General features: G+C 63.9%; 24 protein-coding genes. 9 read left to right on the top strand and 15 right to left on the bottom strand.

Annotated features, from left to right (window positions below; genetic code table 11):
• Positions 1-84: 84 nt before the first annotated feature.
• Complete coding sequence (locus RBJ75_RS26430; RefSeq protein ID WP_317528562.1) at positions 85-987, top strand: LysR family transcriptional regulator; 903 nt, start codon at positions 85-87, stop codon at positions 985-987.
• A gap of 145 nt (positions 988-1,132) precedes the next feature.
• Entirely contained in the window at positions 1,133-1,807 is a 675-nt protein-coding gene (locus RBJ75_RS26425) for a FadR/GntR family transcriptional regulator (protein ID WP_044407256.1), read from the top strand.
• A gap of 112 nt (positions 1,808-1,919) precedes the next feature.
• Here RBJ75_RS26425 and RBJ75_RS26420 read toward each other — a convergent pair whose 3' ends face one another.
• Genes RBJ75_RS26420 through RBJ75_RS26410 form a run of 3 tightly spaced genes read right to left on the bottom strand, consistent with a single transcriptional unit; the run spans position 1,920 to position 6,033 of the window.
• Entirely contained in the window at positions 1,920-3,212 is a 1,293-nt protein-coding gene (locus tag RBJ75_RS26420; RefSeq protein ID WP_044407254.1) for a spinster family MFS transporter, read from the bottom strand.
• Between the two features lie 55 nt (positions 3,213-3,267).
• A complete protein-coding gene (locus RBJ75_RS26415) occupies positions 3,268-4,410 on the bottom strand; it encodes a serine hydrolase domain-containing protein (protein WP_044407251.1) in 1,143 nt (380 codons plus the stop codon).
• A gap of 3 nt (positions 4,411-4,413) precedes the next feature.
• Positions 4,414-6,033, bottom strand: a complete 1,620-nt coding sequence (locus RBJ75_RS26410) for an FAD-dependent monooxygenase (RefSeq protein ID WP_044407248.1) — start codon at positions 6,031-6,033, stop codon at positions 4,414-4,416.
• Positions 6,034-6,278: 245 nt separating this feature from the next.
• Here RBJ75_RS26410 and RBJ75_RS26405 point away from each other — a divergent pair, with 245 nt between their 5' ends.
• The 3 genes from RBJ75_RS26405 to RBJ75_RS26395 all read left to right on the top strand — a co-directional run bounded on the left by RBJ75_RS26405 (position 6,279) and on the right by RBJ75_RS26395 (position 8,494).
• Positions 6,279-7,232 carry an alpha/beta hydrolase gene (locus RBJ75_RS26405; RefSeq protein WP_080900911.1) on the top strand — a complete coding sequence of 318 codons (954 nt, stop codon included), beginning with the start codon at positions 6,279-6,281 and terminating at the stop codon, positions 7,230-7,232.
• Between the two features lie 105 nt (positions 7,233-7,337).
• The gene (locus RBJ75_RS26400; RefSeq protein WP_044407246.1) at positions 7,338-8,060 is read left to right on the top strand and encodes a substrate-binding domain-containing protein; all 723 of its coding nucleotides are present in this window, start codon (positions 7,338-7,340) and stop codon (positions 8,058-8,060) included.
• A gap of 215 nt (positions 8,061-8,275) precedes the next feature.
• Positions 8,276-8,494, top strand: coding sequence for a hypothetical protein (locus RBJ75_RS26395; RefSeq protein WP_210165448.1), 219 nt, complete (start codon positions 8,276-8,278; stop codon positions 8,492-8,494).
• A 129-nt stretch (positions 8,495-8,623) separates the two neighbouring features.
• Here the strand turns inward: RBJ75_RS26395 and RBJ75_RS26390 are convergent, their stop codons facing one another.
• From RBJ75_RS26390 to RBJ75_RS26380, 3 genes are all read right to left on the bottom strand, one after another.
• Positions 8,624-9,217 carry a peptide deformylase gene (locus tag RBJ75_RS26390; RefSeq protein WP_052628843.1) on the bottom strand — a complete coding sequence of 198 codons (594 nt, stop codon included), beginning with the start codon at positions 9,215-9,217 and terminating at the stop codon, positions 8,624-8,626.
• 26 nt (positions 9,218-9,243) lie between these two features.
• Positions 9,244-9,702, bottom strand: coding sequence for a hypothetical protein (locus tag RBJ75_RS26385; protein ID WP_044407240.1), 459 nt, complete (start codon positions 9,700-9,702; stop codon positions 9,244-9,246).
• Between the two features lie 149 nt (positions 9,703-9,851).
• Positions 9,852-10,529 carry a TetR/AcrR family transcriptional regulator gene (locus tag RBJ75_RS26380; RefSeq protein ID WP_317528561.1) on the bottom strand — a complete coding sequence of 226 codons (678 nt, stop codon included), beginning with the start codon at positions 10,527-10,529 and terminating at the stop codon, positions 9,852-9,854.
• Positions 10,530-10,553: 24 nt separating this feature from the next.
• Between RBJ75_RS26380 and RBJ75_RS26375 the strand changes: the two genes are divergently transcribed.
• The 3 genes from RBJ75_RS26375 (at position 10,554) to RBJ75_RS26365 (ending at position 13,585) form a co-directional block, all read left to right on the top strand.
• Positions 10,554-11,573, top strand: a complete 1,020-nt coding sequence (locus RBJ75_RS26375) for a zinc-dependent alcohol dehydrogenase family protein (protein ID WP_044414021.1) — start codon at positions 10,554-10,556, stop codon at positions 11,571-11,573.
• Positions 11,570-12,445, top strand: coding sequence for an alpha/beta fold hydrolase (locus RBJ75_RS26370; RefSeq protein WP_044413992.1), 876 nt, complete (start codon positions 11,570-11,572; stop codon positions 12,443-12,445). Before RBJ75_RS26375 ends, RBJ75_RS26370 begins: the two co-directional genes overlap by 4 nt.
• A gap of 123 nt (positions 12,446-12,568) precedes the next feature.
• Complete coding sequence (locus RBJ75_RS26365; RefSeq protein WP_044413995.1) at positions 12,569-13,585, top strand: zinc-dependent alcohol dehydrogenase family protein; 1,017 nt, start codon at positions 12,569-12,571, stop codon at positions 13,583-13,585.
• A gap of 147 nt (positions 13,586-13,732) precedes the next feature.
• On the opposite strand, the gene RBJ75_RS26360 is transcribed toward RBJ75_RS26365, so the two are convergent.
• The 4 genes from RBJ75_RS26360 to RBJ75_RS26345 form a co-directional block, all read right to left on the bottom strand.
• Positions 13,733-15,025 carry a CaiB/BaiF CoA transferase family protein gene (locus RBJ75_RS26360; protein ID WP_044414024.1) on the bottom strand — a complete coding sequence of 431 codons (1,293 nt, stop codon included), beginning with the start codon at positions 15,023-15,025 and terminating at the stop codon, positions 13,733-13,735.
• Between the two features lie 81 nt (positions 15,026-15,106).
• Positions 15,107-16,084, bottom strand: a complete 978-nt coding sequence (locus tag RBJ75_RS26355) for a PDR/VanB family oxidoreductase (protein WP_044414027.1) — start codon at positions 16,082-16,084, stop codon at positions 15,107-15,109.
• Between the two features lie 28 nt (positions 16,085-16,112).
• Positions 16,113-17,432, bottom strand: a complete 1,320-nt coding sequence (locus RBJ75_RS26350) for a Rieske 2Fe-2S domain-containing protein (RefSeq protein WP_044413998.1) — start codon at positions 17,430-17,432, stop codon at positions 16,113-16,115.
• A gap of 18 nt (positions 17,433-17,450) precedes the next feature.
• On the bottom strand, positions 17,451-17,780 hold the full coding sequence (locus RBJ75_RS26345) for a hypothetical protein (protein ID WP_044414001.1): 330 nt from the start codon (positions 17,778-17,780) through the stop codon (positions 17,451-17,453).
• 282 nt (positions 17,781-18,062) lie between these two features.
• Here RBJ75_RS26345 and RBJ75_RS26340 point away from each other — a divergent pair, with 282 nt between their 5' ends.
• Positions 18,063-18,566 carry a MarR family winged helix-turn-helix transcriptional regulator gene (locus RBJ75_RS26340; RefSeq protein WP_044414004.1) on the top strand — a complete coding sequence of 168 codons (504 nt, stop codon included), beginning with the start codon at positions 18,063-18,065 and terminating at the stop codon, positions 18,564-18,566.
• A 25-nt stretch (positions 18,567-18,591) separates the two neighbouring features.
• On the opposite strand, the gene RBJ75_RS26335 is transcribed toward RBJ75_RS26340, so the two are convergent.
• From RBJ75_RS26335 to RBJ75_RS26315, 5 genes are read right to left on the bottom strand one after another with little or no spacing between them, the layout of a single operon-like run.
• Positions 18,592-19,785, bottom strand: a complete 1,194-nt coding sequence (locus RBJ75_RS26335) for a CaiB/BaiF CoA transferase family protein (RefSeq protein ID WP_044414031.1) — start codon at positions 19,783-19,785, stop codon at positions 18,592-18,594.
• Positions 19,786-19,794: 9 nt separating this feature from the next.
• Complete coding sequence (locus RBJ75_RS26330; RefSeq protein WP_234707445.1) at positions 19,795-22,020, bottom strand: acyl-CoA dehydrogenase; 2,226 nt, start codon at positions 22,018-22,020, stop codon at positions 19,795-19,797.
• A gap of 18 nt (positions 22,021-22,038) precedes the next feature.
• Positions 22,039-22,731: an enoyl-CoA hydratase/isomerase family protein gene (locus RBJ75_RS26325; RefSeq protein WP_234707446.1), complete on the bottom strand. Its 693-nt coding sequence runs from the start codon at positions 22,729-22,731 to the stop codon at positions 22,039-22,041.
• The gene (locus RBJ75_RS26320; RefSeq protein WP_080901104.1) at positions 22,674-23,393 is read right to left on the bottom strand and encodes an ABC transporter permease subunit; all 720 of its coding nucleotides are present in this window, start codon (positions 23,391-23,393) and stop codon (positions 22,674-22,676) included. Before RBJ75_RS26320 ends, RBJ75_RS26325 begins: the two co-directional genes overlap by 58 nt.
• Entirely contained in the window at positions 23,390-24,259 is an 870-nt protein-coding gene (locus RBJ75_RS26315) for a branched-chain amino acid ABC transporter permease (protein WP_152647767.1), read from the bottom strand. Before RBJ75_RS26315 ends, RBJ75_RS26320 begins: the two co-directional genes overlap by 4 nt.
• Between the last annotated feature and the right edge of the window lie 16 nt (positions 24,260-24,275).

Here is a 24,275-nt window from a genome sequence, read left to right as displayed (position 1 = left end):
TTTGGTAAGATGGTGCCATTTTCTTGCTATCTCACAAGAATATGTTTGATATGGTTGCCATCGCGAATTGAGATGGAGACGAAATTGGACCTGCGGCAACTTCGTTACTTCGTCGCTGTCGCCGAGCGCGGCGGATTTGCCGCTGCGGCCAGCGTGCTCAACATCGCGCAATCAGCGCTCAGCCGGCATGTCAAGGAACTCGAGCGCGAGCTCGGCGGCGCCTTGCTGGAACGCAGCGCCCGCGGCGTCACCGTGACGGAGCCGGGCAAGGTCCTGCTGGCGCGCGGACGCTGGTTGCTCGGCACCATCGACGATATCAAGGCCGAAGTCCGAACCGAAAACCGCGAGCCCAGCGGAACGGTGCGACTCGGCGCGCCCTCGAGCCTGGCCGAAATTTTCTACGTGCCGTTCGCGCTCATGTTGCGCAAACGGTTTCCGCGGATACGGCTCGAACTAAGCGAGGGGCTGACCGAAGTGATGAGCGACCGCCTTCTCCGCGGCGAGCTGGATGTCGCTATTGTCACCGGCCCGCAACCCAATGATCATCTCGACTATGACCCGCTGGTCGTCGAGCAAGTCTTTCTGATTGGCCCGCCCCGCGACCCTTTGCTGAAGCGCGGCAGGATCACGCGAAAACAGTTCGACAGCCTGCCGTCCGCGATCGCACCCCTCAGCCGCAATCAATTTTCCCCATCCGTGCCGATTTCGTTGCGCGTGGACAGCAGCATTCCGTTGAAGCGACTGGTGGCATCGGGGCTGGGATATGGACTGTTGCCCTATTCGGGCATCCACGAAGAGGTGTCGGCGGGAACGCTGTCGGCGTCGCTATTGCCCTGGATGCAGGCCCACCGCATCCTCGCCTTGCCGCGCGCACGTCCGGCCAGCCGAGCGACACGAGAGGCCGTTGTCGCGCTCAAGGACGTCTGCAGGACCCTGATCCGCGAGGGCAAAGTGCTGTTGGCATCGCCGGGCCGAGCTTCTCGATAACGCAGCTACGATCGAGAGGCTGCAACTAAAAATCGACAACTTCAACGCCGATTGCGGTACTATTCATCGTCGAGCGTCAATCGCCCGTCAACGACGGCTAACGGCTGGCATCCACTCAAATCCTATCGCACCGGACCTGACCTCAGTGACCAAATCTGAACATCAATCCGAATCCGTCGAGACCAACCAGTTGCTGGCCTTCATTGCCCAGCACCAACTGACCGAAGGCGACAAGCTTCCGCCTGAACGGGAGCTCGCGGCCGAACTCGGCGTCAGCCGACGTGCGTTGCGCCATTTGCTCACCCGAATGGAGCTCGAAGGACATATCTGGCGGGGGCGTCGCAACGGCACCTTTCTCGGTCGCCGGACCATCGGACCAGTCAGCATCGACCAGCGCATCATTCGTGGAAGTCCGGCGTCCGTCCTCGAGACTCGCCTTGTCGTCGAACCATCGATGACGGCCATCGCCGCCGTGAAGGGCAGCGAGGCCGATCTCGTCGCCATCGAGACCTGCATGCGACGGACCACTGAGGTCAAGGACGACGAGGAGTGGATCAAGTGGGACGGCGCGTTTCATCTGGCGATCGCTAAGGCGACGCGCAACGACGTTCTGGTCAATTTGGTTTTGGCCTTCAACGAGGCGCGCTCGTCAGGCGACTGGCAGGCGTTGCGCCTCTCCACCATCACTCCCGAAAAGCGCCGCAAGACGATCGCCCATCACCGGACGATCTGCGAGATGCTGCGCAAGCGCTCCGCCGACGATGCCGGCCGGGCGATGCGCGATCACCTTCTGACCACGCAGCGCAATCTGTTCGAATAGCCGATCGAAGGCCAGCGACCCTCGGGCGCGCAACCACGGGATCTGGCCACGGATGGGCCGCCGCCATGTTTGTTGCCTCGGGGCCCCCGAGGCTGTCGGAAGACGACATTCGTCAGGTGTTGACCGAACGGTGGCCCATATGGTTCGACGCGATCCAATAGTGGAAAGCGGCCGCAATGGACAACAGCGACATCGCAGCAATGGACCAGCGCAACGAGTTCTGGCCGAAGTGACCCGCCAGTTGATCGCTGAGAAAGCCGGCGAAAAACGCGCCGAATGCAATGCCAAGGCCCTGGATGCAGAACAGCGTGACGGCCGCGGCGAAACTGCGCGACCCCGGCTGCACCAGCGATTGGATCGTCGCGTAGGTCGGGCCGGGATAGGTAATCACAAGCAACATGGCCACGGCATGGAAGAACAGGAACATCGGATAGCTGTCGACGAAGAAGGAAGCGACGTTCAACGGCGCAGCCACAAAGAAGGCGACTGCCAGGAATCGGTGGCCGTAGCGGACATCCTTGCGAGAGAACCAGGTCGCAATGAAGCCTCCCAGCAGGATGCCAACAAGGGCGATCACTCCCGAGATTGCACCGAGGCTTGCACCGGTGGCCGAGGCCGACATGCCATAGTTGCGCATAATGTAGGCCGGCGACCAGGCGCTGGACGCTGAGAACGACATCCCCAGCAAGGTGCCGCCGATGATGGTGTTTCGGATCGCCGGATGGGCAAACAGCGCCACCAGGCTGCCCTCCGACAGCTTACGGGACGGGTTTTTCTGTTCGCGGGCGGGTTCCCGCACCGTCGAGATCATCAGCAGCGAAAGCACCAGGCCCGTCGCGCCGACGGCGTACATCGCCGAGCGCCAGCCGTATCGATCGGCCAGAAATCCGCCGAGCGACAGCGCCAGAAAGCCGCCCACGGCGATGCCGCTGAAATAGATCGCAATCACTTTGGCGCGTTGCCGTTCGGGAAAGTAGTCGGCAATGATCGAATGCGCCGCGGGCGTGAGCGCCGATTCGCCAAAGGCGACGCCGACCCGACCCAGCATGAACAACCCAAACGAATGTGCGAAACCGCAAGACGCCGTGAATGCACTCCAGACCGTCACCGCCCCAGCGATGATATATTTCCGGCTCAACCGGTCAGATAACCGCGCCAAGGGGATGGTGAAGATCGCATAAGTCAGAGAGAAGGCCGGTCCAGCCAGTATGCCCATCTGGGTGTCCGTCAGCGACAGATCCTTCTTGATCAACTGCACCAGGATGAACGGTATCTTGGAATCGACGAAGGAGAGCGTGTAACACGCGGTGAGAATGAACGCCACGTACCACGCGTACCATGTGCCGCGCGCGACGATGCGCTCCGCCTGCGAAACGTCCGGCGTATTCGGAATGGTGATGGTCACGACTATCCTCCCTCTCGGACGCCGTCGTCGCGGCATGCCGACACGCGGTGAGCATTCATCCCAGGATCGAAGCGTGGATCAGCGTACTCAGCGTATCCATGCGCTTGTTGTGCCACGCGTTGTCGCGGCGGCAGTTGCTTAGAAAGGCGAATGACAGGCCGCTGGTCGGGTCGGCCCAGCAATAGGACGTGCCGACGCCGCTGTGTCCGAATGTACGCGGATGCGCGATGGCGCCCAGCCCCCGCACGGTGAGCGAGTGGCCGCGGGAAAACGGGCCGAGGCCGCGATGCATGGTGAAGCCGGTGTAGTCGTCGACGAGGTCGCCGGTAAAGTCGCGGGTCACGTAGTCGATCATCCGCGGCGACACCAGGCGAAAGCCGTTCCAGACCCCACCCAGCGCCATCATCTGGTAGAACACAGCCATCGCGCGCGCCGTCGCATAGCCGCCTCCCCCCGGGATGCCCGCGCGCCTGAAGAGAGGCGTGCCGACCATCGGGTCGAGCGGCCAAGCCTCCCCTTCCCTCGGTGTATACATTGTCGCCGCGCGATGGTCCTCGCGCTCAGGTAATCCGAGGAACATCTCCTGGGCGAGCCCCAGCGGCTCGATCACGCGACGGCGAATTTCGCCGCGATAGTCGGCACCGGTGATCGCCTCGATCAGCACAGCGATGACCCAATGGGCGGCCGTGCGGTGGTAGCTGAGGCGCGACCCCGGCGGCCATTCGAGCTTGAATTCGCAAACCGCCTGTCGTAGGCGTTCGACATCCATGAACCGGTCCGGCGCGACTTCGGCCGCCGGGAACCCGGCCTGATGGGTCAGCAGATGCGCGACCGTCACGCTCTCCTTGCCGTGCGCCGCAAAGCCCGGGATGTAGTCGGCGACGCGATCGGAGAAGCGCAGCCTTCCCTCCTCGACCAGCGTCCATACCGCCGCCGCGGTGATGACTTTGGTGTTTGAAAACAGTGGAAACAGCGTTTGCTCATCGACCCGGCGCGCGGGCTCGACAGTGGCGCGGCCGAAATTGCGGTACAGCGCAAGCCGGCCATGCCGTGCGACGGCAAGCTGCGCGCCCGGCTGGAAATCGCCGGCGATATGGGACTCGACGATGTCGCAGGCGCGCTCGAGTTTCGCCGGATCGAGATCAAGCGACACCGGGCTTGCGGGCAGAATCAGCGCGGGTTCGATTTCCGAGTCCATTGGCTACACCGCCCGCTGCAGGAGGGCGCGGTCGAAGATCTGACCGAACGCATCCGCCAACGCGCGCTCGGGATTGGCGGGCATCGACGCGGCTCGCCAGCCGATGTAGCCGTCCGGGCGGACGAGAACGGCGCCACCTTCCCCGACCCCGTAGGTCGTCATCCACGACTGATCGACGTCGACGATGTCGTCGCCCAGAACTCGGATATCGATCGGCGGCAGGCCGTGTTGACGGGCCGCCGATCGCCACGCCGCGCCGCCAGCGGCAGCTAACAACACGAAGCCGCGCCCGAAGAGATCGATCGTCGAACGCCGCTCACCATTCTCCTCAATCCAGACGTGGGGGGCGCGGCATCCCGGATAGCCGGACGGCAGATATTCGGTGACCGGATCGCTCACGGCCGGCGGCTCCGAGCCATCGGGCACGACGGCTCCGGACTGGTATTGCGCCCCGAAAATCAGGCCGCGCTCGTTGAGAAATTCCTTTCGCGGCAGCCGCGCCTCGGCTTGACGCTTGGTGCGGTCGAAACTCTGCATATTCAACAGCGTGGCGTGAACGACCTCGAGAGCATGAGGCCGCCGCTCGGCTTCGTAGCTGTCGAGAAGCGACGGCGCGGCCTCACCGCGCAACACCGCCGCGATCTTCCAGGCCAGATTCTGCGCGTCCTGCACGCCGAGGTTCATGCCAAAGCCGCCGCTGGGGGTGGTCTCATGCGCGGCATCGCCGACCAGAAAGACATTGCCGCTGCGGAAGCTGTCCGCGACCATCGCCGAGCAGTTCCAGAAATTGATGCCGAGGATCTCAACCGCAAGGTCCTGGACACCGACGGCCCGGCGGACCAACTCGATACAGCGCTCCGGCGTGAGATTCTGCTTGGTGAAGTCATAGGCGCTCAGGCTGTGAACCAAAAAGCCCCAACGATCGGCGCCGTTGACGGTCAGAAATGTCGCCCGCAGCTCCGGCTGCTCGATCAAATATAGGGAGGCAGGCCGATCCTCGACCCACGGCCGGAGGTCCGCGCGAAAGTGCACGTTCACCGAGTCGTAAATGTCCTTTTCGCCAGTCCTGCCGATCCCGAGCGCGTCCCGGACGAAACTTCGCGTGCCATCTGCGGCGATCACATAGCGCGCCCGGAATGCATTGGTCACGTCGCTCGTCGGCCCCTTCAGCACGCCGGTGACGCGACCTCCCTCTTCACGCAAATCGCAGAGTTCGGTGTTGAATTTGATACAACTCGGCGCCAAGGCTTCCGCATGACGGCGCAGGACCGGCTCCAGCACGTCCTGCGAGCAGCCGCAATTTGTCACCGGCGAAATCGCCTGCCCCGTCGCGGATCTCCGGTTGGGCGCAAGACGGTTGATCTCTTTGCCGGCAAGGCTTTCGGCCCACAGAATCATGCCGCCGAACCGGGAGGGCATCCCCGCGGCACGGATGTCGTCCTCGACACCCATCTGCCGATACATTTCCATGGTTCGCGCATTGATGCCGCGCGCCTTCGGCGCGACGGAAGTGCCAGGATGACGCTCCACGACGACATGTCTGACGCCGTGCTGCGACAGCGCGATCGACGTCGTCAATCCGACCGGTCCGGCCCCAACGACCAGGACGTCCGTCTCCAACATGGCTGCCTCCCTTGGTTTCGCCCTAGGCGTGCGCGCGAAGGGCACGGCTGGCCCGCGGCGATTTTCAAGGAGTGTAATTGCCAGATCGCTCGACTGTCAACATTCTATTTGATTGGTTCACTCATTCATATTGCGTAACACGATAAAGCTCATCATTATGGCTACATGCTTACAGTTTTTGGGACCTTTAATGAGTTATTGGTCTCACTGCTCCTGCTGCCGATCCCTCTTGAACGAGCGCTCCGATGTCAGACGCGGTATCTCTCCAGCGGCCTTCCCTATCTGCGCACGACGATCTTGATTTGCCCGATATTCCCGCGCCGCTGCGCGCGATGATGGCCGAACTCGGCCCAAAATGGCCCGATGACACCCGGGGACACGTCGATATCATGATCGCGGAATTTTCGGAGGTTCTGAAACTGGCGTCCCGGGCCGGCGTGCACGTGCATCGCGACATCCCCTACGGTTCGCATGAGCGACAGCACCTCGATGTGTTTCTGCCGACCGCAAAGGTCGATACGCCACCCGTTGTCCTGTTCGTGCATGGCGGTGCATTTGTCAGCGGTCACCGCAACCGCACCGAGCAGATCTACTCCAACGTGCTGTACTACCTTGCCCAGCGCGGAATCGCGGCCATCAATGTCGGATATCGGCTGGCTACGCACGCGGCCTATCCCGGCGCAACCCAGGACATCGCGGCCGCCGTCGATTGGGCTCGCGCGCACGCTCATGAATACGGCTTCGATCCTGCCCGTGTGTTCCTGATGTCCCATTCGGCCGGCGCGGCGCACGCCGGAAGCTACGCCTATGATCCGGCGTTCTCCACGCCCGCACGGGCGCTCGCGGGCATGATCGTCGTGAGCGGCCGGGTGAGAATCGACAATCTCGCGGAGAACCCGAACGCCAAGCGGGTCGAACAATATTACGGCACCGACGCTTCTCGCTTCGAGGAGCTTTCACCGGTGCATCACATCGATCGCGACAGCGTTGCGACCTTCGTCGCCTGGGCGGAATTCGAGAACCCCCTGATCGACGTCTATTGTGCCGAGTTGGTGTTCCGACTCGCGCAAGCAAAGCGCAAGTCGCCGCCGATGATGTGGTTGCCCGGACACAATCATTCGTCCGCCATAGCTCACATCGGCACATCCGATGACCGGCTGGGCAAAGCGATCGTGAATTTCATCAGAAATCCACGATAGAAAACGGGGGCCGGCGTCGGCCGCACTCGGTGAGAGACGTGAACTCACCGCGAGCCGGGCGCTGAAGTCCCACAGCGTCGAGATGAATCGGAGGAAATAATCGCCATGACAACCGACGACAAACTGACCTTCATCTGCGCCGTGGCTGTGCAGGCCGAGATCGAGGCGTTGGTTCCGCAATTCACGCGTCAATCCGGGATCGCAGTTGAGGTGAATTACGACGTGAATCCCGCGGTCGCCAGGCGTGTCATCGACGGCGAGGATTTCGATGTCGGATTGAGCAATCCCTGGTTTGTGGACGAGATGATCGCACGAGGCCGCATCCATTCGGATATCCACGTTCCGTTCGGACGCGTACCGCTGGCGATCGGAGCGGTCGGATCCGAACCGGGGGAGATCGTGAGGACGCGGGAGACTATCTACGAGCTTCTGGCGGATGCGGAATCGATCGCCTACACGTCGATCGGCACCAGCGGGAAGACCTTCTTGCGCGCCATTGAACTGCTGGGCCTGCAAGAGCAACTCCGCGATCGTCTTCGCCCGATGGGCGCCGCGGAGCCGCCGATCGCCGCCGCGCAGGGCCTGGTGCAATACGCCATCGCTCCACTGTCGCGAATCATCGCTGCCCCCGGCGTCGCGCCGGTCGCAATTTTTCCGCCCGACATGAGCCTGAACATCGACATGTCGATGTTCGTCCACAAGGACAGCCGCCGTGAAATGGCTTTGCAGCTAATCCAGTTCCTATCGGCATCGGAGCTGGACGATTATCTTCGCACTCGCGGTGTTTGTCGGTACGAGCTGCACGATGAAAGGGCCTTCGCGTCATAGTTTAGCACGCCACCATCTCCCGCCGGTTGATATGTTCACTACGATTTCTGACGACGTCCGGACAGAACGGAACGATGGGCGCAGATGCGAATGGATGTTGGTACGAGTTAAAAGCAGATGCCCAGAGCAATGGAAAGGCACGCGAGTTTGACTGTAGGTCTGTGAAAACATTGTCGTAGTCTTCGATGAGGGTTTTCGCGAACTCATTCCACTGTGTGGGACTGGGCCTGGGGGTAACGATCACCACCAGCGCCGACGCCGCAATGGACTATCCCGGCGTCACCTTCGCGGAGATTCTCGATGAGCGGCTGCCCTTCAGCGCGTTCTGGTCGCCCCGCAATGATAATCCGGCACTTCGCCGCTTCCTCAGCGCTGCCCGGATCCAGTCGCGGGTCTGGGTAGCACCAGCGAAGGAGCAAATATCGGACCCGTGAGCCTCGCAGTGGATTCAAGCGCGCCCGTCATCCAGAGCCTCCGCAGCAATATAGCGTCGCTATAGACTCGCTTCTGGGCTTGCCTGCCAAGGACCGGGTGTTGAATTTGCGTCAAGTCCAGCGACGGGACTATCTGGCTGATCCGATCGCCCTCAACAACTCTTCTGGAACGCCAAGGCCATCGCTGGGGTATCTTATGGTCGGGGCGGATGGGAGATATTCGACGTAAAGTTTGCCTTCCAGATGGTCGTGTTCGTGCTGAAAAATGCGCGCCTTCCAATCGGTCATCGTTTCGCGTTGCAGCTTCCCATGGATGTCGGTCCACTCGCAGTCGATGGTCCGGCAACGTTCGACTTTGCCCTGCAAATCCGGAATGCTCAGGCATCCTTCGAGGAAACTGGTCTTTTCTTCTCCAACCTGTTTCCAACTCGGATTAATCGCCACGATCTCCGGGAACGCCTTCCGTCCTTTTCGGACCGCCTCGGGGTCGTTCCTGCAGTTCTCCTCGGTATCTTCCATCACGAACAGGCGGTAGCCGGCGCGAATCTGCGGGGCCGCAAGCCCAACGCCCTTGCCTTTTAGAGTCGCTCGCATCACCTGGACCAGTTCCAAAAATGCCGGTGATCGGCGCTGGGCTTCCGTGACCGAAGTCGCCACCTGCTCGAGAACCGGATGGCCGATCCGAATGATGTCAACGCTCTTGTCGTTCTCTTCGGAGCTCATCTCAAAAACCCTCTTCGGAGCTCATTTCAAAAACCGCCGATAGCTGCAGCCACTCTTGCATCTCCGTTCGTAAACCCGACGTTCCAGCTTCGGTTCCGGCCGATAGTCGTCAGAAAGGTTTCCTGCTCGCTGGTTGCATGGCCGCAATTCGGAATGTTCATGCAAGGGCGGCAGTTCGATAGCCAGCGCGCAACTACCTCGTTCCCGATACCCATCCGTTGGACTCGCGCATCTCCGGCCTGCCGCCGATGATCATGCAGGCTTGGCTTCCTGAAGGATCGGCTACGTTGACGAGCTGCCATTGACAAGTCGAGCGGCGCCTGTAGCGCAGGATCGCGGTAGCGCTCCGCGGTTTCCGGCTCAAGAAATCCGAGAAGCGCGTCCCAGAGCCGGCCGTAGGCCGACTGGGTCGGTGCCTTCTCGATTTCGTCGATCAGGACGGTCGGATTGGCAATTCTGCCTTGAGCAATCGCCAGAAAGGACATTATTCCATCGATCCGGAGGCGGATGAGCGTTTTGCTGGAATTACTCCAGCGACATGGCGCGTGATGGTTGAGAATGCCCTGCCAATTCCTGTGCCAATGCCGCCCTATCAGATTTCGGAATTCATCGAAAATCCCTAAAATCATCCTGACTACCTAACACCCGCGTTGCTCGCAGCAGCCCCGAAGAGCAACGCGCGGATTGCCATGCCTGTCACTTCCATGGGTAGATTCACCTTCGAGGCCGCGCGCTCGAGGGCAAGGCCGTGGGAGAGGCCGATGATCGCGCTCGCCAATTGACGCGCGCTCAACTCCCCGCGGAAATCGAACCTCTGGAAGGCTTCGTCGAGGAGAGCGGAAAGCCTCTGTCGGAAGTCCTCATAGGCTCGGGAGAATTCGGAGTCCGGCCGGCCAACCCTCGATGCATATAGTTGGAACTCCGAGGAGAGCAGACACCAGTCCGGACGTTGACCAAGATCCCGGTAGCTGGCCGTGAGGCCGGTAATCAACTCCTCCAGAGTTCGGCTTTCGGCTGCGATGCGCTTAAACCCATCGATGTCGTGCTCAAGGTGCTGGACCAGTAGGTCCAGGAAGATAGCCTCCTTGTCGGCGAAGTTTGAGTAGAAGGCGCCGCGGGAAAAACCGGCAGCCTCCGAGATCTGATCTACCGACGCACCCTCGAAGCCGTATTTGGCGAAGTTCGCCGCCGCCGCACGCCTCAACAGGGCGCGGGTCCGCTCGCGGCTCTCTTCACGACTCAACCTCGCCACAGACCATTCCTCCTCGCACTTCACGCCTTGACAACCTAGCACGGGTGAATTGATATACATTATTGTCTTTGGATGGGGTTCTGCATGCGGGTATGGGAATTGCGGGCTTTTGACATTGCGAGTCTGGCCCTTGCCGATCGGCCGCCCCCGGCGCCTGGCGCGGGCGAGGTGCTGGTCAACATCGCCGCGGTCACCCTAAACTTTCGAGATCTCGCTATCGCGGCCGGATTGTACGCGCCAAGCCAGCGGCTCCCGATGATCCCGGCCTCAGACGCCGTCGGGACGGTGTCGGCGATCGGCGCTGGGGTGACGAAGTGGAAAGTCGGAGACCGGGTAATTGGCTGCTATATGCAGACCTGGGACCGAGGTCCCAGTCGGCCCTCTGACCGACGGAACACGCTTGGATCGCCTCTGGACGGCGTGCTCTGCGAGCAAAGGGTGTTTCCGCAAGACGCCGTCGTGGCGGCCCCGGCCAGCTTCACGGACGATGAATGCGCCGCCCTCCCTATCGCGGCGCTCACCGCATGGTGTGCACTGTTCGAAAAAGGCGAGGCGCGCCCGGGCGACACCGTTCTGGTCCAAGGCTCGGGAGGCGTATCGACATTCGCCATCCAGATCGCTGCTGCCTCCGGGCTGCAAGTCATAGCCGTCTCAAGGTCGGCTCAGAAGCTTGAGACAGCCCGCAAGCTCGGCGCGTCGATCCTCATCGACAGCACGACGACGCCCGATTGGAGCGGCGCAGTTCTCGATCTGACTCAGCAGAAAGGCGCCGATTTGATCCTGGACGTCGGGGGACAGAGCACAATTCCACGATCGCTCGGAGCGGCAGCCCAGAACGGCCGGATTGTCTCTATCGGCTACCTCGGTGGCGCCACGCCTGAGGTCAATCTGGGGCAAATGATCACGAAGAATCTGACTGTGCGAGGGGTGACGGTTGGCTCGCGGACAAGCTTCGAGGACCTGCTCCGCTTCTTGGACCAGAATGGAATCCACGCCTTGATCGACAGCGTCTTCGGCTTTGAAGACGCGCCCCAGGCGTTTGCGCGCCTCGCGAGCGGCGAGCAGCAGGGAAAGATTGCCATCCGAGTGAGGGGACGCGCGTGATCAGGCTTCAAGAGTGGTGGGCCGATGGGAACTTCATTGATCTTGAGGGGCATCGAATCTTCACCCAAGTCAGGGGCGCTGGGCCGACGCTCGTGTTCCTGCACGGCTTCCCGACGTCGTCCCACGACTGGGCGGAGGTCATCGCCGACCTCGCCCACGACTTCCGGTGCGTCACCTTCGACCACCTCGGCTACGGCGCATCCGACAAACCTCAGAACGCGAACTATTCCTCGATCGTTCAGACTGACCGCGCGTTGAAGATTCTTCGAAGCTTGGACGTCTACAAAGCCACGGTGATCGGACACGACCTTGGAGGCATCCTGCTGCAGCAGTTGCTACATCGGGGGCTGTACGGCCAAGCGTCCCTGGAGATCGAGCAAGCTATCTTCTCCAATTCATCGGTCTATGCCGAGCTCTATCGGCCGACGCCCACCCAGCTGGCCCTCGTAGATCAGGCTCACGGAAAGCTCCTGGCCCGGCAGATCACCCGAGAGACGCTGGCGGCATCCCTGCCGGCGCTGTTCCCGGCGCGTCCTCCGACCGCCGATCGGATAGATGATATGTGGAAGGCGATCTCTCGGAAGGAGGGCCAACATCTTTGGCCGGAGCAGCTGATCTACATGGCGGAACGAGCCGAGCTTGGGGCGAGCTGGGTCGCCGCGATGCGCCAGACGTCTACGCCGATCGGCTTCATCTATGGCCTCGCCGATCCGATCTCCGGCGCGCACATCTTGGCGCACGCAGAGACTGACCTGCCCGCCGCCCGCCGCGTTGGCCTGGCTGGTCTGGGCCACTATCCTCAGGTCGAGTCCGCCCCCGAGTTCAGCGCGGCGCTGCGAACGCTCCTCCATCAGAGCACTCCCACCTTATGAACACCTTCGACGCAATGGTTTGCACGGCGCTGCAGGGACCGGACGCTCTGCAGCTTCGGAAGGCGGTTCTCGTCGCCGACTGAACGCACCGGCGTCCACGCATAACAGCAACGGGGGTGGCTAATGGGTCGAGTAGTCCAGATCAATTCCTGGGGGGTGGGCGGGCTCTCCATCGAGGAGAAGCCGACGCCGGTTCCCGGGCCTCGCCAGGTGGTCGTGCGGATGCGTGCTGTCTCGCTCAACTTCCGAGATCTTCTCGTCGTTGACGGCCGATACGATCCGAAAATGCGTTTGCCCCTAACCCCGGTGTCCGACGGCGTCGGCGAGATCATCGCCGCCGGACCCCAGGCAAGGCGCTTCCAAGTCGGCGCAAGAGTTCTACCGATCCACGTGCCGGGCTGGGTGGCCAGCGGCGGCGAATCGACCGAAGGCGGCCCACGCGGGGGGCCTAGCCAGGGCGTGCTCGCAGAAGAAGCGCTGTTCGACGAGCCTGACTTGGTGGAGGTCCCGGCGCACTTGGACGACGTGGAGGCCGCGTGTCTGCCCTGCGCCGCGGTGACCGCATGGAACGCGCTCTATGGCCTAGCGAACACCAAGCCGGGCGACAAAGTCCTGGTGTTAGGCACAGGCGGCGTCGCACTCTTTGCTCTGCAGTTCGCCGTCGCGGGCGGCGCGGAGGTGGCCATTACCTCCAAGGATCCGGCGAAGCTGGAGCGTGCGGGCGCCATGGGCGCCGAGCATTTGATCAACTACGCAGACGACCCTCGCTGGGGCGAAACCGCGAAGCGGATCTTCGGCGATCCGGGCGCTGACCGGGTCATCGAGCTCGGCGGCGCCGCGACGCTATCCCAGTCGCTGCGCGCCGTCCGGCGCGGCGGCGATGTGATGCTCGTCGGATCTGTGACCGGCAATATCGCGCCCGATTTCAACGTGGTCACCACCTTCATGCGCACCGTGCGGATGCAGGGCGTCGCCGTCGGTCCGCGATCCGTGTTCGAGAGCATGAACAAGGCAATCGTCCGGCACGCCTTGCGGCCTGTCATTGACCATGTGTTCGACGGTCTGGAATCGTTCCCGGATGCCCTCGGCTATCTGGCCGAGGGGCGCCACTTCGGCAAGATCGCTCTGAGGATCCAATGATCCCCCTTAGCCCATCCCAACCCACCACGCCGCGCGGCTGGGCGCACGAAGCGCCAGCTTGAATTCGGCGTCGGGCGAACGCCATGACGGAAATTGTCGGTCTCGACGATACCGACGATCGCGACCGGCCGCGCAGCGTGCGCGACGTCACCGCCGCGTGGCCTGCGGCGATGCGGGCGGCGCTTCGGCGCCGAACGCGCCGGCCGCGGCATGCTCTGCCAGCCCGGCGTCGTCGTAGCCGAGCAGTTCGCGCAGCACGGTTTCGGTGTGCTGACCGACCGTCGGTGCCGACACCGGATCGACCAGCGGCGTGCCCGAATAGCGGATCGGCGAGGCCACGTTCGGCACCCAGCCGACGCCGTCGTGCCGGATGCGGGTGACGAGGCCGCGGTCGCGGGCTTCCGGCGAGCGGATCGCCTCGCCGACGCTGCGAAGCTGCCCGTGCGGCACGCCGGCCGCGCGCATCCGCGCCTGCCAATGCGCCCATGGCTGCTGCGCGAACGCGTCGCCGAGGATGGCGAACAGCTCGTCGCGGCGACGGACACGATCCGGGCCGGTCGCGTAGTCCGTCGCCTGCGCGAGGTCGGGGCGGCCGATCACCTGCCCCATCAGGCGCTGGAAGATCTTGTCGTTGCCGCAATTGATGTAGAATGCGCAGTCGCTGGCCTGGAACACGCCCGACGGACAGGTGTCGGGACTGGTGTTGCCGTTGCGCTGCGGATCGGCGCCGCTGAACAATTGCTGCATACTGGCGTAACCGGTCATCGTCACCGCGGTGTCGAACAGCGACACCTCGATCGCCTGGCCCTCGCCGGTCCGCTGTCGCGCCACCAGCGCGCCGAGGATCGCGTTGCAGGCCATCATCGCGGTCGAAATGTCCATCACCGGCGACAGCGCGCGGACACCCGCGCGATCGGCATAGCCGTTCATCGACACGAAGCCGCTCTCGACCTGTGCGATCGGATCGAATCCAAGCCGGTCCGCGAACGGCCCGCTGCGGCCGTAGGCGGACACCGAGCAGTAGACGATGTCCGGCTTGATTTGACGGCAGCCGTCATAGTCCAGTCCGAACCGCGCCATCACCCCGGTGGAAAAATTCTCGACCACGACGTCGGCGGTCGCGATCAGCTCGCGCGCGATCGCGACACCGCTTGGCGATTTGAGATCCAGCGCGACGCTGCGCTTGTTGCGGTTAGTCCACTGGAACGGCGCGCCGTGCGCCAGCTCCGGATGCACCGGCGGATAGCGGCGCAAATCGTCGCCTCGCCCCGGCGCCTCGATCTTGATCACGTCGGCGCCCATGTCGGCGAGGATCGTGGTCGCGAACGGCCCGGCGATGAAGTGCGAGAAGTCGACGACGCGGACGCCGCCGAGGGCTGTCGGGGCGGCCGGCAGCCGCGGCGTATGCTCGGGAAACTCCGCCACGATCCGGTCTAGCATCGAGACCACCGGCACGCTCGGGTCGACAGGATCAGGTTCGTCATCTCGTGCATCCTCCAGCTCGATACTTGTTGTGGTTGTTTAAAGGTCAAGAACCAGCCTGCCGGATTTGGCGCCCGAGCAGCAGATCATGATGGTCCGGTTGGCGGCGCGCTCCTCGTCGCTGAGAAACTGGTCGCGGTGGTCGGGAATGCCTTCGAGCACGAGGGTCTCGCAGGTGCCGCAGACGCCTTCCGCACAAGAGTAATTCGCCGCGATGCCGGCATCGAGCAGCGCGTCCAGAATGGTCTTGCCGGGCTCGACCGCAACGGTGCGTCGACTGCGCGCCAGCGTGACCTCGAACCCGCCGTCGAGCGCCGGGGCGTCCTTGGCCTGAAAATATTCGACGTGGACCTGCTCGCGCGGCCGGCCGGCGGCGGCAGCTTCGAACGCCGCCAGCATCGGCAGCGGGCCGCAGCAATACAAATGCGCGTCGGCGCGGACGTTGCCGACGATCGCCGCCAGATCGAACAGCCGGCCGCCGCGCTCGTCGTCGAAATCGACGTGCAGAGCGAGATGGATATTGTCGCGCAGCGCCGACAGCTCGTCGAGAAACGCCGCCGCACTCCGCTTGCGCGCCGCGTAAAACAGCTCCCAGGGCTTTCCGAGCGCCTCGAGCCGGCGGATCATCGACAGCAGCGGGGTGATCCCGATCCCGCCGGCGATCAGCACGGAATGCGCGGCGTCTTCGTGCAGCGCGAAATTGTTGCGCGGCAACGACACCATCAGCAGGGCCCCGGCCATGAGACTGCCGTGGATGTAGCGCGAGCCGCCGCGGCTGTCGGCGTGGTTGTTCACCGCGATGACGTAGCGATTCCGCTCGCGCGGATCGTTGAGCAGCGAATAGCTGCGGATCATGCCGTTCGGCAGATGCAGATCGATGTGACTGCCGGCGGTGAACGGCGGCAGCTCGGCCCCGTTCGGCGCGGTCAGTTCGTAGGAATTGATCGTCTCGGCCTCGTAGCCGATCCGCCTGACGCGGACTTCGGTGACGGCGCCGGGCTGGTCAGGCCGGGTCATGGACGATGGCGTCGCCTGCATCGCCGCGTCAAACCTCGTAGCCGAAATCGGCGCCGAGTTGCGCGCGCATGAACGGCGCGCCGACATCGACCCACGAATCCTCCGGCGGCAGTCGCATCGACACCGCCCGCACCATGAACACGTCGGGATCGGTGACTCCCTTCGGCTTGGTACCGTGATCGCGATAGGCCCCCAGCGCTTCGAGAATGAACCGCCGCGTCATCGCGATGCCGGTGTCGCTGGCGCAGAGGTTCTCCCTGGTGCGGTCGAAGATCGGCGACACCCCGCTCTGGCAGGCCCCGTCCTGCACCCACAGCCCGGGGAGGCCGGAAAACCAAGTGGTCTGTTGCGCCTCGAAGTCGAACTGGAAGCCGTTTTGCGGATTGTACTTGGTCCAATAGCCGGCATACGGCACGGTCACCGGATGCTGGACCAGCGCGTGGCGGCTGGCGTGGCCACTTTCACGGCCGTTGTGGCCTTCGGCAAAGATCTGCCGGGTCTTGTCGCGCAACGGCTCGGACGGGTGATACGAGAACATGATGCACAGCGTGTTCTCGTCGTCGATTGGCACCCAGGCGTGACCGCTGAGATCGGGAAACGGCGACAGCGGCGGCACCAGCGTGTAGAACGGCAGCATGAACTGGTTGACGCGCCAGTACAGCGTGTTGGCGTCGTAGTTGCGCCGCGCCGCGATGCTCATCCCGAACTCCTGCTTGACGCATTCGAAGGTCGGGCGCAGGTCGCGCTTCTGGATCCAGGCGCTTGTGGTGCCCTGGGAGTCGAGCCGGCCGTGCAGCAGCGGCGCGTGAGCAGAATCGATCTCGCCTTCGACCGCCTGCAGCCAGTTGCACTCCTGCACCCGCAGCGAGACGTGGACCTGCTGCTGCGGCACCAGATTCCATTCGACATTCGGCAGCGGCGGCGGCGCGGACTGGTCCGGCCCCATATAGGTCCAGATCATGCCGTTGCGCTCGCGGCAGACGTAGGACTTTATCCGCACGCGCTCCTTGAGGCGGCTGCGCGCCGGTTCGGCCGGCATGTCGACGACCGCGCCGGAGACATCGAACTTCCAGCCGTGATAGACGCAGCGCAGCCCGCAATCCTCGTTGCGCGCGAACACCATCGGCGCGCCGCGATGCGGGCATGCCTGATCGACCAAGCCGACCCGCCCCTCGGAATCGCGGAACGCCACCAGGTCCTCGCCAAGCAGCCGCACCCGCTTCGGCTGGCCGTCGCCCACAAGGTCGCCCGACTGCAGGAACGGAATCCAGTACAGCCGGAACAGTTCGCCGAGCGGGGTGCCCTTGCCGACCCTCACCAGCCTTTCATTGTCTTCATGCGACAGCATTTTGGTTCTCCTTCGGAGTCATCGCCGATGGTCCGGTAATCGTGCGGCTTCGCCGAGCAAGGCCTCGACACGGTCCGCAAGGCCGAGGTCGCGCGCAATCCATGGCGGATCGGCCGTCGCCAGCGGCGGTCGTGGCACCGGCGGCCGCTCGCCGGCTTCGAGCAGGCCGACGATCGTCTCGATCCGGCGCCGCTCCAGCTCGCGCAGCGCGTCTTCGACGACGGCGCCCTCGGCGGTGCAGCCCGGCAGCTCCGGATAGGCAAGGCGCACGAGCCACTGCCCCGGCGCGGCTTCGACCGCTTCGGCCTCGAGCAGATAGGGAACGGACAGGAATTCGCGCAGCTCCAAGTCTTCCTCCCTGCCGGTTTCGTTGGTCGCGAACCAGCTTATAATACGTATACGTATTACTACTGCGAGTGATTTACAAGAGCTGCTTAGGGCATGATCCCGAAAAGTGGGTCCCGGTTTTCGGAAGAGATCATGCTCGAAAACCAAGCTGGAGCGGGATGACGTCTCGAAGATGAGTCATCCTGCTCTAGCCTCCGCCCAGGGGCTCCGGGGATTGTGATCGCGTGCTGCACCTGCTAACCGCATGCGCTCGGCGTGGGCTCTGCTCGGATCAACGAAACAATGGCGGCTGAGAAGAAAACGACGAAGTCGCCGCAGGCTGCGGAGCTTGCGCGCGATTGGCAGCTCGAAGGCGGCATCGGCTTCCTGATCCGGTTGCTCGATGCCCGCTACGACGTGCTCTACCAGGCGGTGACGCGACAAAGCGAAGTCACGCCGCGCCAGTTCGGTGTGCTGATGGCGCTGTACCAGCACGGTCCCCTCACCCCGTCGGTGCTCGCCGACCGCATCAGCTGCGACCGCAACACGTTGAGCGAAATGCTGAAGCGCATGACGGCCCGCAAGCTCGTGGCCAAGGCCGCGCATGCCGAAGACCGGCGCTCGATCCAGGTTCAGATTACGCAGAAGGGCGCCGACGCTCTGCTCGCGGTGGTCCCGTCGGCCGCGGAACTGCAGGACATCATGTTGGCGCCTCTCGGCAAAGAGGACCGTGCGAGCTTCCTGAAATGCATGCTGGCGATCGCCAAGGCGCCAATGCCGGATCTTGGCGGCGGCGACGAGACCTAGCCGCGCCGCGCACCGGCAGGACGGTCTAGCCCCGCGGCGCTCCGAACACGCCGGAGGCCGCCAACCTTGCGATCGCATCCGCAGACAGCCCCAGCGTCTCGGCGAGCAGTTCGTCGCGATGCTGGCCCACCGCCGGAATCTCGCATCCGATCGTCGTCGGCCCCGTCGACATCTTCCACGGCGCGTTGACCCCGCTGAACGCGCCCGCCGCGTCCGCGATGGTGCCGAACGATCCCCGCGCCGCGAGATGGGGATCGGTCAGCGCCGCTCCCGGATCGCGATACTCGGCATAGGGAACGCCGGCCCGCTCGAGTGCCTCCTTGCACTGCTGAACGGTGTGCCGCGAGGTCCACTGTTCGATCACCTGCATCATCGCCGACCAGTTGGTTCCGCGTTTGGCGTTCTGGTTGAAGCGCGGGTCGTCGGCAAGTTCACGCTGGCCGGTCACCTCGCACAGCGCGGCGAAATTCCGCGGCGTGATCGGTGCGATCAGGATGTCGCCGTCCAGCGCTCGCACCGGCCCGTAGGTCGGGCGCGCCGAGTGAACCGGAAATTGCGCTTCCTGCAATTCGTAGACCATCAGGTTCAGCATGCAATCCATCAGCGACACGTCGATGCGCTGGCCCTCCCCGGTCCGTGCGCGCTGCACCAGCGCCGTCTGGATCGCCGCATAGCCGAAGATTCCGCCGAGCACGTCGGCAACAAAGATTGCGCCCGCGGCCGGCCGATCGCGATCGCCTGCGTAGCGCATCAACGATCGGTCGAAGCCGCTCTCGGCGTGAACGATCATCGCATAGGCGGCGCGCTCAGCCGCGGGGCCGGTCTGGCCGTAGCCGGAAATCGAGCAATACACCAGGCGCGGATTGATTGCGCGGAGCGCGTCGTAGCCGAGCCCGAGGCGGTCCATCACGCCGGGCCGGAAATTCTCCACGAGAACATCGGTCTCCGCGACTAGGTGCTTGAGAAGGTCAATCGCCTCGGTATTCTTCAAATCGAGCGCGATGCTGCGCTTGCCCGCGTTGAGCTGCCCGAAATACGCGCTGTGGCCGTCGCGCAGCGGCGCCCGCAGCCGCATATCGTCGCCTTCCGGCGGCTCGATCTTGATCACGTCGGCGCCGCCGTCGGCGAGCAGGCGGGCGCAATACGGCCCCGCCAGCATGATCGAGAAATCCAGCACCCGCAGCCCTGCGAGCGGTGCCGACGCATCGTCTTGCGGCATCAATCTCTCCTATCTGGGCAGCCCGAGCGCGCGCTGCGCGATCAAACTGCGCTGAATTTCGTTGGTCCCGATGCTGATGACCCACATCAGCGAATGCCGCAGGTTCTGTTCGAACCTGCCATTGTCGATCGCGCCGGCCATCTGCTCGGACAGCGCTGCACGCATCCCGAGAATATCGAGCGCGGCTTCGCCGAACCGCTCCATCAGTTCGCCCGAGAACACCTTGCTGATCGCGCCGTATTCGGGCGGCGTCGGACCGTCTGCGGCGAGCTCTGCGCAGTGCATCATCAACTGACGGCCGACTTCGATTTCGCAGGCCAGCGTCGCCATCCGGTCGCGCACGACCGGGTCGTCGGCGAGCGACTGCCCGGATTCGTCCGCAGCCATGACACGGCACCGCAGCTGTTCGAACGCGTACGCGACCTTCAGCACGATGCCGCCGCCGACAAGGCCCCTCTCAAACGCCAGAGCGCCGGTCAGCACCTTCCAGCCGCCATTGACCTCACCGACCAGATGGTCGAGCGGAATCCGGACATCGTCGTAGAAGATGTTGGCAAAGCTGCCGTCGTACATCGTGGTGGAAGGGCAGATGCTGATGCCCGGCGTATCCATCGGCACGATGAACATGCTGATGCCGACGTGCGGCGGCTTGGCGTCACGGTCGGTCCGCGCGGCGAGGAACATGTATTTGCCCCACCACGTCGTCGTCCAGATCTTCTGACCGTTGATCACCCAGTGATCGCCGTCGCGGACGGCGCTGGTACGCAGCGCCGCGAGGTCGGAGCCGGCCTGCGGCTCGCTATAGCCCATACCATGCATCGCCTCTCCGCGCAGGATCTCGGGCAGATAGCTGCGTTGCTGTTGTTCGGTCCCGAACATCATCAGGGCGTTGGCTTGGATGGCCGCGCCGATCCGCGGCGCTCCGCCCTGCTCCATGGTTTCCATGAAGGCGATCTGCTCCAGTGGAGACCGCGCCTGACCGCCGAAGCGCTCCGGCCAGCCGAGGCCGATCCAGCCGGTGGCGCCGATAACGCGGGCGAAGCCGGCATCGAACTCGCGCTTCGCGAACGGCCGGCGGTCGAATTCTGCCTTGCGCTCGCCGGCCCAGTTGCGATCGAGCCAGCCACGAACCTCGTCGCGCAGCGCATTGCCGGCCGGGCCGAGATCATACGTCGGCAACGCCGCGCCGCCGCCGTCGAACAGATGCGCGGCGAGCCCGAGCTTCGCTTGCCGCGCGCCGCCGAGCGCGATGGTGTCGAGATGCACCCGTTTGAAATGCAGCGGCGCCTCGTGCTCGTCGGCGTAGCCAATCGCGCCGAACACGTGCTGGGTTTCGAGCGACACCCGCCGCAGCGCGCCGCCGGCGAACGCCACGGCGGCATCGGCGAAATAGCGCCAGTCGCGATCCCCCTGGTCGTGTAGGCGTGCGGCATGATCGACGATCAGCCGCACGCCTTCGAGCGCGATCAGGCCGTCGGCGAGCTTGTGCTGGACCGCCTGGAAGCGACCGATCGGCTGGCCGAACTGATGGCGCTGCTTGGCGTAGGTCGTCGCCAGATCGAACGCCCGTCGCGCTGCGCCCTGCGCCCGTGCAACGAGCGCCAGCCTGGCGATCCGCAGCAGATCGCCGATCCGGCCCTCGTCGAGCGTGACGATCGCTGCCGGCGCGTCGCGCAGCCGGATTTCGCACAGCACGGGCGCTCCCATCGCACGTGTCCGAACAATATCGACGCCCGCTGCCGTCGTCGGCACCAACGCCAATTCGCTCGCGCCGACGGCGGCCAGCAGATGCGTGCCGGCATCCGCCGCCTCGACAAAACGCAGCGTGCCATTGGCGGTAGCGCCTTCGATCCGGATCGATCCCGCCCCCGGATCTGGATCGCAGGTGCCGAAGGCGAAGCTCACGCGCGCGGTGCCATCGCCGATGTCGTGCAGCAATTGCCGGGCCGCCTCGTGTTCGCAGCCCAACAGCGCGAGATTGGCCAGCAACGCGGATAGCATCGGCGCCGGGCACGCCGCGCGGCCGAGTTCCGCGAGCACGATCAGGCCTTCGCGCAGCCCGCCGCCGTCTGCCGCCGCGCCGAGCGACGTGATGCCGAGCGCGACCAGCTGATTCCAGAACGCGCGCACCGCCGCGGCATCCGCCGATCGCGCCGCGCGGTCGCTCCATTCCGCGCCGAGCAGGCCGCGCACGGACGTGCGCAGCATCTCGCCGATGTCGTCGTCCGCCGCCACGGCGCAACCCTTCCCGGGCTAAGCCTGGCCGAATTTCGGCTTGCGCTTTTCCTTGAACGACATCGTCGCCTCCTTGTGGTCGGAGGTCTCGAACGTCACCTGCTCGAGCGCCATCGACGCCTCGAGCATCATATTGACCCGATCCTTGACGATCTGGTTGATCGACAGCTTGGTCCAGCGGATCGCCCAGGTCGGGCCGTTGGCGAGTTCGAGGGCAATTTCGCGCGCCTTGCCCAGCACTTCGGCGCGCGGCACGACGTGGTTGACCAGCCCGATCCGCTCGGCCTCGTGGCCTTTCAGCAGCGTGCCGCGGATCAGGAATTCCTTCGCCTTGTTGATGCCGACCAGCAGCGGCCAGATGATCGTGCCGCCGTCGCCCGCAACCAGACCGACTCGCGACACATGGGTGTCGCCGATCCGCGCGTCGTCGGCCATCACGGTGATGTCGCACAGCAGCGCGTGTGTTGCGGCGAGCCCAATGGCGTCGCCGTTGATCGCCGCGATGATCGGTTTGTCGAGTTCGAGCTGCCGGGTCACGCCGCGCCGGCTGATCATCGGGTCGTGGACCTCGCCCTCCTCCAGCACGTCGCCGCCCGGCCGCTCCGACATCGCCTTGACGTCGCCGCCGACGCTGAAGAACTCGCCGGCACCCGTCAGCACGACGACGTTGACCGCATGGTCGTCGGCGAGATCGTCCCAGATCGTGCGCAACTCGCGGAGAGTCGCGCATCGTATCCGAGCAGCTCCGCCCGGGTCTCGTTTTCCCGGATCGCAATGCACACCCGACCGAACTGGCTGCGCGTCAGCCAGACGCAACCGAAATAGGCGATGATGAGCACGCCCATCGCCACATAGAACACCTGCTGGGGAAGCATCATGACGCTGCTGTCCCACGGCAAGGTGAGCGGCGGCGCGGTGGTGCCGTTGAATCCGCCGAGTAGCGCGGTGCCGACCTTGTATTCGGGCCCGGACGTTCGCCGCAACAGGTTGAAGAAGATCAGTGTCACCGTCAGCGTGATCACGCCGAGATAGACATCGCTGATGCGGCCGTAGAACATGAAGTAGCCGAGAATGGCGGCGACCGCTGCGGCCGCGGCAATCGCCAGCAACGCCGCGCCCGTGGTCTCGCCTAAATTCTGCGCCGCCACCGCATAGACGTAGGCGCCGACGCCAAAGAACGCGGTCTGGCCGAAACACAAAATGCCGCCATGGCCCCAGACGAGTCCGAGGCTGAGAGCAAGCAGCGCCAGACCGATCGCGGTCGTCAGATTGATGATGGTGAAGAGCTGCAGGACGTGCGGCGCGCCGAACATCACCACGAGCCCGATTAGCCCGAGCACGACCAGCGCAATGTTCTCGTGCCTTCGCCTCATAGGCTTCTTCGAAAGAATCGGCCGGTGATGCCGCTCGGCATCAGTCGCAGCAGGATCACCGCCGCGCCGAGCAAGGCGACCTCGCCGACGGTTGGACCGGTCAGGAAGGTTACGACACCGTTCATCGCCCCGAGCAAGCTGGCTGCCGCGGCGGTGCCGGCGAGGATCGCAGTGCCGCCACTGATCACCGTGATGAAGGCTTTGGCAATATAGGTGGCGCCGATCGTCGGGACCACGCCAGTGATCGGTGCCAGAACGCCGCCGGCCAATCCGGCGACCGCCGAGCCCAGTCCAAACGTGATCATGTAGATCCGGCTGGTGGAGACACCCAAGGTCGCCGCGATGTCTGCTCGTTGCATCGTGCCACGGGCCAGCAGCCCGAGCTTGGTATATCTGAGAACCGCGTAGACCGTTGCGAATACGGCGAACGTCAGCACGATCAGAAACAGTTCGTAACCGCTGGAGGCATAGCCTCCAATTTCGATCGCACCGATCGGTGCAGAAATCGTCGTCGCGGTTTGCGGTCCGAAAATCGCCGTGACCAGCCCGACCAGCAGCAGGCTAAGCCCCCATGTCGCCAACAGCGTATCGACCGTCCGGCCATACAGAAATCTGATCAGAAGTCGCTCGATGATGACGCCGACGATGCCGACCACGACCGGCGCCAGCACAAGCATCGCGATCCATATGTTGGCGCCCAGATTTGTCGATACGACGACCGTGTAGCCTCCGAGCATCAAAAATTCGCCATGCGCGAGATTGATCACACGCATCATGCCGAAGATGATCGCCAGACCAAGCCCGATCAGAGCCAGGTTGGCGATCCCGTAAATGATCTGCAACAGCAGCGCGAGGAAGAAGTCCAAAACCATCAATCCTGTG

Origin of the sequence: Rhodopseudomonas sp. BAL398 (genome assembly GCF_033001325.1) — a bacterium.
Taxonomy (GTDB): domain Bacteria; phylum Pseudomonadota; class Alphaproteobacteria; order Rhizobiales; family Xanthobacteraceae; genus JARJEH01.
This window is presented reverse-complemented; position numbering and strand designations above follow the sequence as displayed.